The sequence below is a fragment of the Desulfosarcina sp. genome, from assembly GCF_046496365.1.
GTDB lineage: Bacteria > Desulfobacterota > Desulfobacteria > Desulfobacterales > Desulfosarcinaceae > Desulfosarcina.
This window is the reverse complement of sequence record NZ_JAWOHB010000023.1, coordinates 1-14,071: the sequence shown is the minus strand read 5'-3', so window position 1 is coordinate 14,071 and position 14,071 is coordinate 1. Positions and strand designations below refer to the sequence as shown.

Below are 14,071 nucleotides of genomic sequence, written 5' to 3'. Positions count from 1 at the left end.
GTCGAGTGGTCGAGGGGTCGAGGGGTCGAGGGGTCAAGGGGTCAAGGGGTCGAGGGTGAAAGAAAAAAAAGAACGTCCAACTTCCAACGTCGAACGTCTAATGAAGAACAGGGGCCAAGGAGTCGAGGGGTCAAGGGGTCAAGGGTGAAAGAAAAAGAAAAAAACGCCTCTCACAGAGGCCACGGAGTCACAGAAAAAGACCAATGTCCTTCACTCGACCCCTTGGCCCCTTGAACCCTTTTTCCCATTGGATGTCGGAGGTTCGATCCTGTCCCCGCCCTTCACTTGGCCCCTCGACCCCTTTTCTTTCATACCGCGATCAGCACCAGGGCCACGCAGGCACCGGCCACTCCGAACCATTGCCGCCGGCCGAGCCGCTCCCGGAACACAATCCAGGCCAAGATGATCGTGGATGCCGGGTAAAGGGAAGCCAGTACCGTCGATATGTCCAGCCTGCCCAAGTGGGCGGCTAGGGTGAATGCGGCTGTGCCGGTCGTGTCCAGAATGCCGGCCAGAAGGATGAAGCCGACCTGGTTTTTAGGTGGCGGCGCCAGCTGCCGGGTTGCCGTGAGGACCACGACCATCACACTGACGGCGCCGGCCTTGGACGCCAGCAAGGGCCATAAAACGGCCTGGCCGCTGGCATGATCCATCAGGATGAAAAAAAGCCCGAAGCCCAGGCCGGCCAGCAGGGATAATCGCAGTTCTCCCTTCTGAATGCGCAGCTCCCCGCCGGGAGAAGAGAGCAGCCAGACCGCTGCCATGGCGACTGCCAGACCGCCCATCTGCATCGCTGTGGGAAGTCCTTCGACCACAAAGGCAAAACCCATGGGGATTACGGCGGTCACCATTGCAGACAGTGGGGCTACGAGCCCCATGCGGCCTGACCCCAATCCCTTGTAAAGCCCCACCAGGCCCAATACGCCGAATGCGCCGGCCAGCATGCCGGCCATCACCTGTCGGCTGTCGGGTGCATGTTCGGCCAACATCGGCGTCAAGCCGAGCATCAGCAGGCCTCCCAGCAGCTGGGAAAAGAAAACCACGGTCAGCGCATTGCCCCGCCGGGAGGCGAACCCGCCGGCAAAATCTCCCGCTCCCCAGGCCAGGGCGCTGCACAGGCCGCAGGTGACGGCCAGGGTTTCCGGATTGAGCATGTCAGCAACCGCGCTTCATCCATTTTTGCCGGACCGGTTCAGCGGCCCGGCAAATTTTTCCCGGTTAATCATGCACCGATGTTCCACCTATCCGTATCGGCGCTGTTTTCAATGACCTCGTCTCATGGCACAAAAACTGCTAAGAAGAAAGGAAAATGGACAAGTAAAATTTTACCCCACGATCCGGAGGGCTCACCACGTGGTCAGAAACTGTCTTTTAATGCTGGGTGTGTTGTTTTTCTTCCTGTTTGCCCGCAATGTCATGGGCGATATCCCGATCCTGGTCAATGTCAAGAGCGGGGCATTGGTCTTTGTCGGCACGCTGGTGGGCGGCTTGCTGGCCTTTCCCGTTCATACCCTGCGTGGTTTTTTCTCCGGTTTGTTGACCAGCCTGAAACCCAAACCACAATCTCTTGACGATCTGATCCGTCAGATCACTGCCTTGGCACGCCTGCAGCGGGTCGCCGGTGTCAGCGAGATGAGCCGCAAGATCAATGCAGTGCAAAATCCGCTCCTGCGGCGCGGTTTCCAGATGATCCTGGATAATCACGACCGTCAGCGCGTCGAGACGCTGCTGGCCAAAGAGGTCCACTTGTATCTGGACCAATTGCAGACGCAGCTTAACGTGATCAACCGGCTGGCCAAACTTGCACCGGTATTCGGGTTTGTGGGGTCGATCATCGGGTTGATCAATGTCTTGAACAACATCGGCACTTCCGCGCAAATCGGCCAAGGCATGGCAACGGCCCTGCTGACAACCTTCTACGGCCTGCTCCTGGCCAATTTTTTGTTCCTTCCCATAGCGGGCAAGTTTGGCGAGCACATCCGGCGCGAGGCCTTGATTCTCAACGTCGTATTCGACGGCGTCGTGGCCGCCTGCGATCAACGCCCCCCCCTGGAAATTGCCCACAGCCTGAAGTCTTATGCAGAAGCCGATTGTGCAACGCTGCAGCCGGCACCCCATCGCGGATTGCAGGGATGGCGTTTCTGGGGCGATTCAGCCAAATCACAGAACCTGGCGAGGTAAACTGATGGTCGACAGGAATGGCCGGGTCACCCAGTGGCGGTTCAAGCCCCCTGCAGGAGTGGATTTCACCACCCGCGTTCCCCTGGCAGGGCAAGCGGGGTCCGCCGAAGAGGAGGCGTTTTTGTGGACCATGGCCGATCTGATGACCCTGCTGCTGATTTTTTTTGTGTTGCTTTATGCCAATGCCGTCCATGCTCCCGCAAGCGCTGCCCGGGAATCGCAGCCACAGATGTCGACCACCGCCCCGCCATCGGATCTTTACCCGGGTCCTGCCCCGCAAAGCGCTGCCTCTGAACCCACCCCAACCGCAACGGCCCCGGAACCGAATTCGGAGCCACCGGAGGCCAGCCGTCCATCCGCGGCGGCGGCCGATCCGATTGAACCGCGACAGCGAGCGCATGCCCCGCTGCTTGCGGCGGGGTTAGCGAGCGAACGGGGAATCGATCTTCATCCTTACGGTGAAGATTCCCCGCGGCTTGCCGCGGGGAGGGTTCAATCGTTGAACCAGGCCATGGTGAACACGCTACAGGAGAGCTTCAGCAATGATTTTTACGTGCGCTGGGACGAGAAGCAACCCGTGTTCGTTTTAGGGGAGCGGATCACGTTCAATGCCGGTGAAGCCATGCTTCTGAACGATTCCCAGCCGGCCCTGCGACGGATTGCGGAGATGATTGCACCCCTGGATGATTGTCGGATCATCGTGTCGGGCCATACCGACAACGTCGCCATCCATACACCGGCATTTCCCTCCAATTGGGAGCTGTCTGCGGCAAGAGCCGCCAATGTGGCTAAATTCCTGGCCTCCTGCGGTGTCGCCCCGCAGCGGTTGATCATTCAGGGAAAATCAGAATTCCATCCGCTGGTGGCCAACACCTCGGCGCAGAACCGAAGGGCCAACCGCCGGGTCGAAATTTCCGTTAATCGGGGTTTCGATTTTGCCACCCATGGCTTCAAAAAAACCTTGACGGCACCGTAAAAAGCCCTTGCCGGAACACGGCCCGCATTGCATTTAGTAGTCCGAGTCTTCCTTATCGCTGTCAGCAGGACCTATGCCTGGCTGGTCTTCCTCTGGCGAGGGCCGCCCGCTGAAATAGATGTCGGGGTTGTTTTCCAGCAGATCGAGTTTTTCCTGAACCTGTTGGATCAAATTTTCTTTCATACCGGCAGAGAAGGTGGTGCTGAGCCCGCGTCCGTCAATTGCATTGATCTCCGCCTGCAGTTTGTCGCGCTCCGCCTCAATGCGCCGGTCTTGTGCCTCCATTTGGCGTGCACGCTCAGCCTCGGCTGCCTGGGCCTTGGCCTCAGCCTGTTGCTCAAAATGCCGATCGGCGTTTTGGCTGGCCTCTTCCACCATGCGATCGTATGCCTGCCGATTCTGGTCGGCACCGCCCGTGTCACCCTGGATGCCCTCGATGGTCTCCACAACCGCGACACCTTCGGGCGGCTGAGAATTGGAAAAGCGCCTGACGCCATCGGCGTCCGTCCACGTATAAATGGTTTCCGCAACAACGGCGTTGCCCAACAGGAAAAACCAAGCCGTCAAACCGAGAATAATCATCCGATGCATGTGCACCTCCTGATAGGGACAAGCAGGTGTTGCCTCCGGCGGCCCTTTCGGCAGACATAGCCGGCCGCGGCGGAGAGGGGTGGTTTCGCCGGCACCTAACCTTTCGAAAACCAGATTAAATTATAAAATCCAAGCGATACAAGTCAAGCCATAAGTCGTGCTTGCCGGACCCTGGTCCCATGCAGCCGGGGCATCTCGGCCCAGTTTGATTGCCAATATGAGGAAACATATGTTAAAGGAGACATGTTTCAATTCCGGCAACGGTTAAACGACAAGGGTTTGTGGCATGCCTGCGGTAGAGCTGGTTATTGCGTATTGGATGTTTCTGGTGCCCCTGGTGCTGCATGGCATCGGCCTTCTTTTTATTTTCGACGTCATCATGAACGGCAGAACCAGCCAGGGTACCATTGCCTGGGTGATGGCCCTTTTCTTTTTCCCCTATCTGTCCGTTTTTCTCTATCTGATGTTCGGCGCCCGGCGTATTCAGAATTTTGCCGACGCCCACCAGTCCGGCAGCACGGCCATCCACCACCTGGGAAGGGATCTGCGGATGGATCAGCAGGTCGGCTGCCTGATGGTTCACGACACGCCCAAAATCGATGTTCTCAGCGATATTTACCATCTGCCGGTCATGGCCGGCAACCGCTGCACCCTGCTGATCAACGGGGAGGCCACGTTCGATTCCATCCTGGAAGGGATCCGATCCGCCCGCCGCCATGTGCTGATTCAGTTTTTTATCGTTCGCAACGGCGATCTGGCCGATCGGTTCAAAGCGGCGATGATTGAACGGGTTAAGGCCGGCGTGGATGTCTTTTTTCTCCTGGATCAGATCGGTTCGGTCGGTCTATCGCGCGCCTACACGGATGCCCTGAGACACGCCGGGGTGAAGGTCGGCATTTTCCGCATGGGTGGAGGCATTCTCAACCGGTTTCGGATCAATTTCCGCAATCATCGCAAGATTGTGGTTGTGGATGGTGAAAAGAGCTGGGTGGGCGGCCACAATCTGGGTGATGAATACCTGGGCCAGGGGCGTTTCGATCACTGGCGGGATACCCATGTGAAGATGGAGGGCCCGGTGACGCTGGCGGTGCAGCTGTGCTTTGCCGAGGACTGGCACTGGGCCAGCGGACAACTTCCGGATATTCGTTGGGATCCGCCGCCGTGTATCGGCCAAGAGCCGGTCCTGTGCATTCCCACGGGCCCGGGGGATCTGATGGAAAGCTGTTCGCTGATGATGGTGCAGGCCATCAACCTGGCCCAACAGCGGTGCTGGATTCTGACGCCCTATTTTGTACCGGATGTGGCTGTTATCAAGGCGCTGCAGCTGGCCGCCATGCGGGGGGTGGATGTGAGGGTCCTGATTCCTGCCAACCCGGATAAACGGGTAGTCTGGTGGGCGGCTCACAGCTACCTGTTTGAAGTGGCCGTAGCCGGGGTCCGGATGTACACCTATCGCAGGGGATATATGCATCAGAAGGTTTTTCTGGTGGACGACACGCTTGCCGGGGTTGGTACGGTCAACCTGGACAATCGCTCACTGCGGATCAATTTCGAGATCACCATGGCCTTCATCGATTCCGGCTTCATCCGCCAGGTGGAGAAGATGTGCCGCGACGATTTCTCCGTTTCCGATCCACTGACCACCGACGACATCTATCGCCGGTCATGGGCATTCCGCCTGGCCATCCGGGCGGCGCGGCTCTTTTCGCCGATATTGTGAACGCTGTGATTCAATCGAAAATAAAAATCAGAACCAAGTATGTGCCTGCCGGCATCAAGATTCTCTATGAGGATCGAGACATCATCGTGATTGATAAGCGCTCGGGGCTGTTGAGCGTCAGGGCCAATTACGAATCAGAAAAGACGGCGCATCAATTGCTTATCAATTATGTTCGCAAGGGAAACCCGAAGTCTAAGATCCACCTGTTTGCCGTACATCGGTTGGATAGGGATACATCCGGCGTGCTGATCTTTGCTAAAAATTTTGCAATTCGTGAGAAATTAGCCCAGCAGTGGGAACATGTAGAAAAAAAATACATGGCTGTCGTCCATGGTCATTTGGCAGATAAAAGCGGCATTATAGAGTCTTATCTTGCAGAGGGATCGGATTATAAAATGCAATCGGTTGAGAATCCAAAGGCTGGCGTTTTTGCCAGAACCCAATACAAAGTCATCCAAGCGTCCAGGAAGTATACACTATTGGAAATTCAGCTGTTGACGGGCAAAAAAAACCAGATCCGGGTCCACTTTTCCGAAAAGGGGCATCCCGTTGTCGGCGACAGAAAATACACAAAGCAGGCCAAGGGGCGCTTGGCCTTACATGCCCTGTCGATCAGGTTTAAACACCCATTTAATAATCAGGAAATGCTTTTTGAAACGCAAATGCCAGACTATTTTTTGACTTTTTTTAACCCATCCGACAATTAATTAAGGCCATATTCCTTGAGCTTCAGCTGCAGGGTCCGGCGGCTGATGCCCAGTGTCTCTGCCGTTCGGGTCCGGTTTCCGCCCATGTCCGTGAGGGTTCTCAGGATCATCTCTTTCTCCACCTCCTTCAGAGACCGGCCGGAGGCCAGCACCGGCTCTTTGGCCGGCGCATGCGCGTCATCACCCCGGAGGGTGTCGGGAAAATGTTCCGGGCCCAGCATGTCCCCCCTGGATAGGATTACCGCGCGCTCGATGACGTTTTCCAATTCACGGACATTGCCCGGCCAGGCATACCGCAGCAAAAGATCCAAGGCCCGGGGGCGGATGCCCTTGAAGCTGCGGTGGTTCTTTTTTGCATAGCAATCGAGAAAGTAGTCGGCCAGCAGGGGTATGTCGGCACAGCGATTGCGCAAGGGCGGCACCTGGATCAGGACCACGTTAAGGCGGTAGTAAAGATCTTCGCGGAAGCGGCCGCCGGCGATTTCATCTTCCAGGTTGCGGTTGGTGGCCGAGATGATCCGCGTGTCGACCTGCACGGTGCGGGTGCCGCCCACCGGCTCGAATTCCCTTGCCTGCAGGACGCGCAGGATCTTGGCCTGGGTGGCCGGGGCCATTTCAGCGATTTCATCCAGAAAGAGGGTTCCCCGGTCGGCCAGCTGGAAGCGTCCCTTTTTAGGTCCGGTGGCGCCGGTAAACGCACCTTTTTCATGTCCGAAAAGCTCGTTTTCCAGAAGTGCTTCAGGCAGGGCGGCGCAGTTGACCTTGACAAAAGGGCCGTCCCTGCGGAGGCTGTTGTGGTGAATGGCGTTGGCCACCAGCTCCTTGCCGGTGCCGCTTTCACCCTGGATCAGAACCGTGCCCTCCGAGGGGGCCACCAGGGAAAGGGTCTCGAAGAGCTCCCGCATGGAGGGGCTGCGACCGATGATATCCCCAAAATCGAAGCGCGCGTCCAATCTCTCTTTCAAGTTGAGATTTTCTTCTTCGAGTCGGCGGTGGTGCAGGGTCTTGCTCACCAGGATTTTAAGTTCATCGATGTCGATGGGTTTGGTGAGATAGTCGTGGGCCCCGGCCTTGAGCGCTTCGACGGCCGAGCGAACCGATCCGTAGGCCGTCATGATGACTACCGGCGTCCCGGGACTGGTCCCGGCGATCTGTTTTTGCGCGGCATCCCCGTGCATGCGTTTCATGCGCAGGTCCATGAGCACCAGATCGAAGATGGTCTTTTCCACCAATCGGCAGGCCGCGTCTCCGTCGTCAGCCTCCTGCACCTGGTAGCCTTCGGCCGACAGGACAGCGGTGAGCATGGCCCGGTGGGAGGCGTCGTCGTCTACAACAAGGATTCTGGCTGTCATGGATTTGCCTCCATATTGCGCAGGAAGAGGGTGAAGCGGGTGCCGCTGGCTTTTCCCGCAGGGGGGCTTTCAACCTCAACCCCACCGTCATGGTTTTCCGCGATTTTTCGCACGATGGCCAGCCCCAGGCCGGTACCCCGCTCACGGGAGGTGTAAAAGGGCTCGAAAATTTTTTCCTGGACATCCGGATCAATTCCCGGACCGCTGTCTTCAACCCGGATTTCAACGCCTTGACCTCCAGGGACCATGCATGCCTCGATCGCCACCGATCCTCCCGTTTCCATGGCGTTGACGGCATTGAGCATCAGGTTGAGCAGCGCCTGGGTAATCTGGTTGGGATCCAGCGACACGCGGGGGATGCCGGGGTCAATGGCAATGCGGATAGCGATGCCATGGCTTTTTGCATCGGCGGACACCAGAGAAACCACGTGGTCGACAAGATCGAAAAGGTTGGTGGGTTCGGGCTCAAGCGTCATGGGGCGCGAAAAGTTGAGCAGATCCGTTACCACATGGTTGATGCGGTCGATCTCGCGAACCATCACATCGGCATACTCCCGTTCGGGGGTGTCTTTGGCGCGGCCGCGTCCGAGGAGGTAGGCAAACCCGCGGATGGAGCTGAGCGGGTTGCGGATTTCGTGGGCCACCCCGGCGGCCAGACGCCCCACCGCCGCCAGTCGTTCGGCGCGCCGCACCCGCTCCTCAAGCCGTTTGATCGCACGCATGTCCCGCAGAACCACAACGGCGCCGCTGCGACTGCCGGCTTCATCCTGAATAGGCGTTACGGTCAACAGCAGCGGCAGCCAATCTGCCCTGTTGCGATGATAGCGGACCTCCCGGTTCAAAACAGGGATGCCCGCATCTAAAGTTCGGGCGATCCCGGTTTCCTCAAAATCGAACACGGTCTGCAGGTCGGTGTGGTCGATGGATGTCGGCGCAATGCCCAGCAAAGCGAGCGCCTGCTGGTTCCAGGAGACCACCCGGCCGTGGGGATCGATGCTCAACACGCCATGGGCCATGCTGGCGATCACCTGCCGGGTGTAGTCCCGGGTCTCCTGCAGCGTCCGGCTGAGCAGATAGTAGCTGCGGATGACGATAAAAAAGTAGATGATCCCGCCGCCCAGCGCCATAACGATGCCGCCCATGATCATGGCGTGTTGAAGGTCCGCCTGCCGGGTGGCCTCAAAGGCGGCCAGGGTCATTCCCAGATAGACCGTGGCGCGGGAATGATCATGCACCGGCGGTCCGGGTGCCGGACCTGAACCCGAAGAGAAGGTGGCATCCAAATGACGGTTGAATGGGGTAAAAGGCTTGGCTACCTCGTAAACGTGGATGCCGTCGGGCAGGCGGCGTACCCGGGTGCGGACATCTTCAAGCCCATTGAACTCAGGACGCCACAGGGCCCGTGTGCCTTCCAGGGAGGGGATGGCGTGGTGCACCACCACGCCGGCCGCGTCGACCAGGTAGAGGTAGTTGACGTCTCCGGACCGGCCGATTTCGTGGACCAGGTTCCCGATGGCATCTATGCCGGCCATCTGCATCATCATGCCGGCCCGGGCCCCGGCTTCCAGCGCATTGATCAGGGTCAGGGCCTGGCGGTGGACGGTTTGCTTGGCTGCATCTCTTTCGCGGTCCAGGTTTCGATAGGTGGAAACGCTGATAAAGACCAGCAGCAGCAGTGCGACCAGCAGGATGGAACAGGCTGTCAGATAGAGTCGTCGACGTGGCACGATGGTCATGGCCGGACGGGTCCCTGGGTTGCAGAAGGTCGTTTAAGCCGATAAAGCGATTCGGAAAAATAATACGGCGACGGCACAAGTGCAAATATTTTACGCACCTCACCGGCAACGCGGGATGATGCGAGCACATGGTGCGCCCAAATGGTATTCAGGGTGACCGGTCCGGACGGGTCGATGGGGGTTTGACCCACATTTCCCACAGCGCCCGCAGCGACACATAGGCGAATACGGCGGCAAACAGGCCTCCGCCGGGCACGTGCAGCCAGAAAAAGGCAGGCGCGACAAAGGTCTTCAGCCACATGGACAGGATGTCGACCAGCACCCCGATAAAGGGCAGCACCACCAGCCAGGTGCGCAGGGTGGGCCCGCTATCAAGGCAGATGGTGACGGCCCCCACGAAGATGAAGATCATGCTCATGCCGAACAGGTGGATGTGGGTCCATTTCAAGGTCCAGATGAATTGCTCCTGCCGGTAAAACGGCTGGGCCGATCTGTTTTCGACGGCTGAAAGGTCGGCGAAGAGGTCGCCCCGGTCAGGCCTGGACTGGGGCGGTGGGCTGTGGTCCATGCCCCCATGCGGGTCATCCGGCGGTGGGGCCGTCTCCGCATCTGCGGCTTGCGAATAAAATGTGGGTATGATGTCATGGATGATGACCTGCCCCAGTGCGCCCAGCATACCGAGGGCCATGACCCCAATGATGCAGGTGGCCAGGGCCTTGGCGGGGGTGGGCATCCGTGCCAGGGTCACCCTGCGGGGAGATTGCCGGTTGATGGGAGTTGATTCCATTGCTGAACCTCCTTATTCCCCTGAAAAATTCGATCCCGAATATTCCCCTTGACGATCGAAGAAAAAGTAGACGCTGTCCGGATCGCCGTCGGACCGTTTGAACTGGACCACATATTCGCGATCTTTTTCCGCTCCGCGAACCGAGACATGAATGGATGAAAGGCTGGTTTCCCAGGCTTCCGACAGCTTGCCGGAGAGGATCAAGCGATCGTACAACCCGGTTGCCTTCTGGACGGCCTGAAATGCTGAAAAGGGTTCCTCGCCATGGGTTTTGCCGCCGTGGCTGTCGGCAATCCCCGGCCCGGCAACAATCACCCCTGTGGCAATCACCGCAACGGTTATCAACGACCGCATATGGCGGCAGAACGTATATTGGATCATGTTGTCCTCCGATGCTTTGCGTGTTATGATCTTTCCATGCATACCCAGTTCAATATCCATACCACTGGTTATCGAAAAGTCACCCCTCCTGTCGAATTCCCCCTGGAGTACTTGCTACTGGGATCATGCAGAACAATTTTCTGGATTTGATACCGCCCGATTTTCTCGGTTTTCACGGTTGTGTGCGAATAATTTTCGCACTTTGCTCCCAGTTGCATTCAATTCGGGAAAAATTTGCGCACCCCTTCCCTGGTTTTTTCTGGTTGAGTGGTATTTATTGTAAGTAATATCATATCTTTGTAATAATGGCACGGCAATTGACTGTATGCAGGTGTTGAGGAGCAGGCGTCGTCTGAACGGCGTCCCCTTTTCGCAACCATCAGGAGAGTGGAATGAAACATCGAATACTCCAACGGGTCGTCCAGGCGTTAAAAATCCGCATACCCTGGCTGGCATGGGGGCTTTTTCCGGCAGTGCTTTCAGGGTTTGTCCTTTGCATGGGTACACGCGCCCGGGCCGACGATTCAGGTCCGTCACCTTCCGGAAAAGCGCTGCCCCTGACCGGCACCCTCCGGCTGGCCGACCTGATCGATCAGGCCTACGCCCACAACCCGTCCATCGAGCATGCCCGTGAAGCCTGGCGCGCCACGGTGGAAAACTACCGGGTTGCCACCGGGTATCCGGACCCCCAGCTGATGGTGACCTGGTTTCCCGAACCCATCGAGACACGCCTGGGCCCCCAGGACTGGAACGCCCAGATATCCCAGATGATCCCCTTTCCCGGCAAATTGTCGAAAGCCGGCGAACTGGTGGCCGCCGACGCCCGCATCGCCCGCCTCAAGCTGGATATGGCGGTCAAGGAGACGATTCTGGCGGTGCAGGAATCCTACTACGAACTCTGGTACATCCGGCAGGCCAAAACGGTCACCGGCCAAAATGCCCGTCTGCTGGACCACCTGCGCAAGATCAGCGAGACCGCCCACGCCGACAGCCGGGCCACGCTTACCGACGTGGTCAAGGCCCAGTCCCAGACCGGCCAGCTGCAGTATGACGCCCTGCTCCTGGAGGAACTGGAGCAGACCGAGATCACCCGCCTCAACGGGCTGTTGAACCGCTTCCCCGAAGCGGCCGTTGGTCAACTGGAGACGCCAACCTTGGCGCCGCTTGCCGTAGACGTTGAAACCATCTATGGGCTGGCCGAGGCCAGCCAGGAGGAGATTCTCATGGCCGCGGTGGGTGTGGAAAAAGGCGACACCAAGGTCTCCCTGGCGCGTTTTCAGAATCTGCCGGACTTCAAGGTGGGGCTGTTTTACGCCGGCATCGGCGAGCCCGATGTGGCCATGCAACCCGAGGATGCCGGGAGGGACGCCATCGGCCTGCAGGCAGGCATTTCCATCCCGCTGTGGTTCGGCAGGAACAACAGCCGGGTGGACAAGGCCATGGCGGAAAAGTCCATGGCCCGGGCGGAAAAGGTCGTTCGTGTCAATACCGTCCGAACCAAGATCCGCACCCTCTTTTTCAAGGCTCGCAATGCCCAGCGCATCGTCAGCCTGTATGAGACGGATCTGGTGCCCCAGGCGGCCCGATCCATGGAAATCGCCGAGACCTGGTACCGGGAAGGAGAGTCGTCGTTTACCGATTTCATCGAAACCCAGTCGGTCTGGTACAACTTTCAGCTGGCCCTGGCGCGGGCCAAGGCGGACTACGGCATCAACCTGGCGCGGCTTGAACGCATGGCGGGAACGCACCTGACCGGTGATGTGCATATTTCCACCGAACCTGTTGGAAAGGAGCAACCATGAAGAACCTGTCGATGGTTCTCTCCGGCATAGCGCTGATCTGGGCAACCGGCCTGGCAGCCTGCGGGTACAGGGATATGAAACGGGACATTGACGCCTATGTTCCACCAGCTATGCTTCAGCAGGCGCAGGCATCAGTGCCGCCGGTTGTCAGTGAGCCGGATGTTTTCGAGGCTGAAAAGGCGACCATCGAAAGGTTGCGGGATAGCTGGGAGAAGGTGGTGGGCGAAACGGCAGCGGCAGTTGGGGGAGCGGATATCCAACCCGCTATGATCGAGGCCGCCACCGACGATACCCGTAGCCTTGGCATGTTGAAGCCTCACTTTTCCCTGGAGATCGTACACTCCCTGATTTTGCTGCGTAATCCATCCATTAAGGCGGCGACCAATCGATTGCGTGCGGCCTTGGAAGGATTCGACCAGGTGACCCAATTGGACGAAATCCTGCGTCAGTATTCGGCATTCACAGAAGCGACGATGCCCGGGGTGGGGCCCATGCAGGGCATGGACAACATTCAGATGAAGTTTCCCTTCCCCGGCGTAACGGCCCTCAAAGGCCAGGTGGCGGAGAAGAACGTGGAAGCGGAAAAACAGGCTTTGGACCTTGTCCGGCGCGACATCGTCGCCAAAGCCAGCAAGGCGTACTGGAATCTTCTATACACCCATCGGGCGCATCGGATCACCCGGGATATGCTCGGCCGGCTGAACCAACTGGAGTCGGTGGCCACCACCCGTTACGGTGCCGGGAGGACCAGCTACCAGGATGTAGTCAAGATCCGCATCGGTCGTGAGAAATTGGAAGAACAGCTGGCTACCTTAAAAGAGCAGCGGGCCAACCTGGAAACCGAGTTGTTGTCCTTGATGGACCTGCAAACGGACATTTCTCTCGGTTGGCCGGATACACCCACTCCGGACCTTTCGCTGCCCAAGCTGGAGTCCCTCTACCCCCTGGCGCTGGAAAAACGCCAGGAGCTGAATCGCATGCGGGCCATGCTGGGCAAGATGGAGCGGATGGTGGAGATGGCCGAAACCATGATTCAGCCGGCCTTTACCCAGAACTATTCGCTCTTCACGGACGAAGCCGTTCTTCAAGCGGGCAGCGCCGCAATGAAGCCGACGTTCAGTACAACGACCTCACCCACGCGGGGCAAGGGCCTGCCCAAAAACGCCTGGTTCGGCACACGGGATACCTATCTCAGGGAGACACGGCGAAAACTTGACGCCCTGCGGGCCGATCTCCTGGATGCCGAGGCGCGCACCCGGCTGATGGTCAGAATGGGCTGGTTCGAGCTGGACCGGGCCCGACGGGAGCTGTTCCTTTACAAGGACCGGTTGCTGGAGCTGTCCCAGACATCCCTGGACGTATCCAACCGGGCATATGAATCGGGCAGTGTCTCCTTTGCCGATGTGATCAATTCCTACACCGGCTGGCTGGATGTGAACCTGGCTGGCGAGCGGCGCAACAGCGACGTGGGTGTGGCCCGGGCGGAGCTGGAGCGACGCGTGGGTGCGCCCATTCCATGAGTGAAAAACGAAACCAGAAAGGATCCACAAACATGTTTTTCAAACCGATGCGCATCGTTTTTGCCCTAGCCGTTTTCAGCGTTGCCTTAAACTGGCCGGGAGCACAAATTCAGAACCGTACATTTTCTGGAGCCTTCCCGGTGCCGGCGACGGTGCACGCGCAAGATGCGCTCAAGGCCGGCATGGTGGACCCCAAGACCGGCAAGACGATCAAATACTGGGTGGCCCCGATGGATCCGACCTACATCCGCGACGAACCGGGAAAATCGCCCATGGGCATGGACCTGGTGCCGGTATACGCAGAGGAAGACGGGGAGA

Annotated in this window: 13 protein-coding genes; 7 read left to right on the top strand and 6 right to left on the bottom strand. The window is 58.3% G+C overall.

Features of this window, described 5'->3' with window-relative positions; genetic code table 11:
- Positions 1-308 precede the first annotated feature (308 nt).
- Positions 309-1,154 carry an EamA family transporter gene (locus R6V78_RS01640; protein ID WP_410287579.1) on the bottom strand — a complete coding sequence of 282 codons (846 nt, stop codon included), beginning with the start codon at positions 1,152-1,154 and terminating at the stop codon, positions 309-311.
- Positions 1,155-1,353: 199 nt separating this feature from the next.
- Here R6V78_RS01640 and R6V78_RS01635 point away from each other — a divergent pair, with 199 nt between their 5' ends.
- Both R6V78_RS01635 and R6V78_RS01630 read left to right on the top strand, forming a co-directional pair.
- The gene (locus R6V78_RS01635; protein WP_410287578.1) at positions 1,354-2,181 is read left to right on the top strand and encodes a motility protein A; all 828 of its coding nucleotides are present in this window, start codon (positions 1,354-1,356) and stop codon (positions 2,179-2,181) included.
- A 4-nt stretch (positions 2,182-2,185) separates the two neighbouring features.
- Entirely contained in the window at positions 2,186-3,157 is a 972-nt protein-coding gene (locus R6V78_RS01630) for an OmpA family protein (protein ID WP_410287577.1), read from the top strand.
- A 33-nt stretch (positions 3,158-3,190) separates the two neighbouring features.
- On the opposite strand, the gene R6V78_RS01625 is transcribed toward R6V78_RS01630, so the two are convergent.
- Complete coding sequence (locus R6V78_RS01625) at positions 3,191-3,748, bottom strand: DUF4124 domain-containing protein (protein ID WP_410287576.1); 558 nt, start codon at positions 3,746-3,748, stop codon at positions 3,191-3,193.
- A gap of 286 nt (positions 3,749-4,034) precedes the next feature.
- On the opposite strand from R6V78_RS01625, the gene cls reads away from it, so the two are divergent.
- Complete coding sequence (gene cls / locus R6V78_RS01620; RefSeq protein WP_410287575.1) at positions 4,035-5,468, top strand: cardiolipin synthase; 1,434 nt, start codon at positions 4,035-4,037, stop codon at positions 5,466-5,468.
- On the top strand, positions 5,414-6,175 hold the full coding sequence (locus R6V78_RS01615; RefSeq protein ID WP_410287574.1) for an RluA family pseudouridine synthase: 762 nt from the start codon (positions 5,414-5,416) through the stop codon (positions 6,173-6,175). Before cls ends, R6V78_RS01615 begins: the two co-directional genes overlap by 55 nt.
- Here the strand turns inward: R6V78_RS01615 and R6V78_RS01610 are convergent.
- The 4 genes from R6V78_RS01610 to R6V78_RS01595 form a co-directional block, all read right to left on the bottom strand.
- On the bottom strand, positions 6,172-7,527 hold the full coding sequence (locus R6V78_RS01610) for a sigma-54-dependent transcriptional regulator (protein WP_410287573.1): 1,356 nt from the start codon (positions 7,525-7,527) through the stop codon (positions 6,172-6,174). The genes R6V78_RS01615 and R6V78_RS01610 overlap by 4 nt on opposite strands.
- Positions 7,524-9,263 (bottom strand): ATP-binding protein, encoded by a 1,740-nt coding sequence (locus R6V78_RS01605; protein WP_410287572.1) that lies wholly within the window; start codon positions 9,261-9,263, stop codon positions 7,524-7,526. The genes R6V78_RS01610 and R6V78_RS01605 overlap by 4 nt, the downstream gene beginning before the upstream one ends.
- Positions 9,264-9,411: 148 nt before the next feature.
- Positions 9,412-10,050 (bottom strand): hypothetical protein, encoded by a 639-nt coding sequence (locus R6V78_RS01600; protein WP_410287571.1) that lies wholly within the window; start codon positions 10,048-10,050, stop codon positions 9,412-9,414.
- A gap of 12 nt (positions 10,051-10,062) precedes the next feature.
- Complete coding sequence (locus tag R6V78_RS01595; protein WP_410287570.1) at positions 10,063-10,431, bottom strand: DUF6488 family protein; 369 nt, start codon at positions 10,429-10,431, stop codon at positions 10,063-10,065.
- Between the two features lie 392 nt (positions 10,432-10,823).
- Here R6V78_RS01595 and R6V78_RS01590 point away from each other — a divergent pair, with 392 nt between their 5' ends.
- From R6V78_RS01590 to R6V78_RS01580, 3 genes are all read left to right on the top strand, one after another.
- Positions 10,824-12,233 (top strand): TolC family protein, encoded by a 1,410-nt coding sequence (locus R6V78_RS01590; protein WP_410287569.1) that lies wholly within the window; start codon positions 10,824-10,826, stop codon positions 12,231-12,233.
- Positions 12,230-13,753 carry a TolC family protein gene (locus R6V78_RS01585; protein WP_410287568.1) on the top strand — a complete coding sequence of 508 codons (1,524 nt, stop codon included), beginning with the start codon at positions 12,230-12,232 and terminating at the stop codon, positions 13,751-13,753. The genes R6V78_RS01590 and R6V78_RS01585 overlap by 4 nt, the downstream gene beginning before the upstream one ends.
- A gap of 32 nt (positions 13,754-13,785) precedes the next feature.
- A partial coding sequence (locus R6V78_RS01580) for a heavy metal-binding domain-containing protein (RefSeq protein ID WP_410287567.1) occupies positions 13,786-14,071 on the top strand: 286 nt, incomplete at its 3' end.

Bases quoted from the DNA above. Each gene is read 5' to 3' on its own strand.
- R6V78_RS01640 (WP_410287579.1), bottom strand. From the start codon at position 1,154: ATGCTCAATCCGGAAACCCTGGCCGTCACCTGCGGCCTGTGCAGCGCC.
- R6V78_RS01630 (WP_410287577.1), top strand. From the start codon at position 2,186: ATGGTCGACAGGAATGGCCGGGTCACCCAGTGGCGGTTCAAGCCCCCT.
- R6V78_RS01625 (WP_410287576.1), bottom strand. From the start codon at position 3,748: ATGCATCGGATGATTATTCTCGGTTTGACGGCTTGGTTTTTCCTGTTG.
- cls (WP_410287575.1), top strand. From the start codon at position 4,035: ATGCCTGCGGTAGAGCTGGTTATTGCGTATTGGATGTTTCTGGTGCCC.
- R6V78_RS01615 (WP_410287574.1), top strand. From the start codon at position 5,414: ATGGGCATTCCGCCTGGCCATCCGGGCGGCGCGGCTCTTTTCGCCGAT.
- R6V78_RS01610 (WP_410287573.1), bottom strand. From the start codon at position 7,527: ATGACAGCCAGAATCCTTGTTGTAGACGACGACGCCTCCCACCGGGCC.
- R6V78_RS01605 (WP_410287572.1), bottom strand. From the start codon at position 9,263: ATGACCATCGTGCCACGTCGACGACTCTATCTGACAGCCTGTTCCATC.
- R6V78_RS01600 (WP_410287571.1), bottom strand. From the start codon at position 10,050: ATGGAATCAACTCCCATCAACCGGCAATCTCCCCGCAGGGTGACCCTG.
- R6V78_RS01595 (WP_410287570.1), bottom strand. From the start codon at position 10,431: ATGATCCAATATACGTTCTGCCGCCATATGCGGTCGTTGATAACCGTT.
- R6V78_RS01590 (WP_410287569.1), top strand. From the start codon at position 10,824: ATGAAACATCGAATACTCCAACGGGTCGTCCAGGCGTTAAAAATCCGC.
- R6V78_RS01585 (WP_410287568.1), top strand. From the start codon at position 12,230: ATGAAGAACCTGTCGATGGTTCTCTCCGGCATAGCGCTGATCTGGGCA.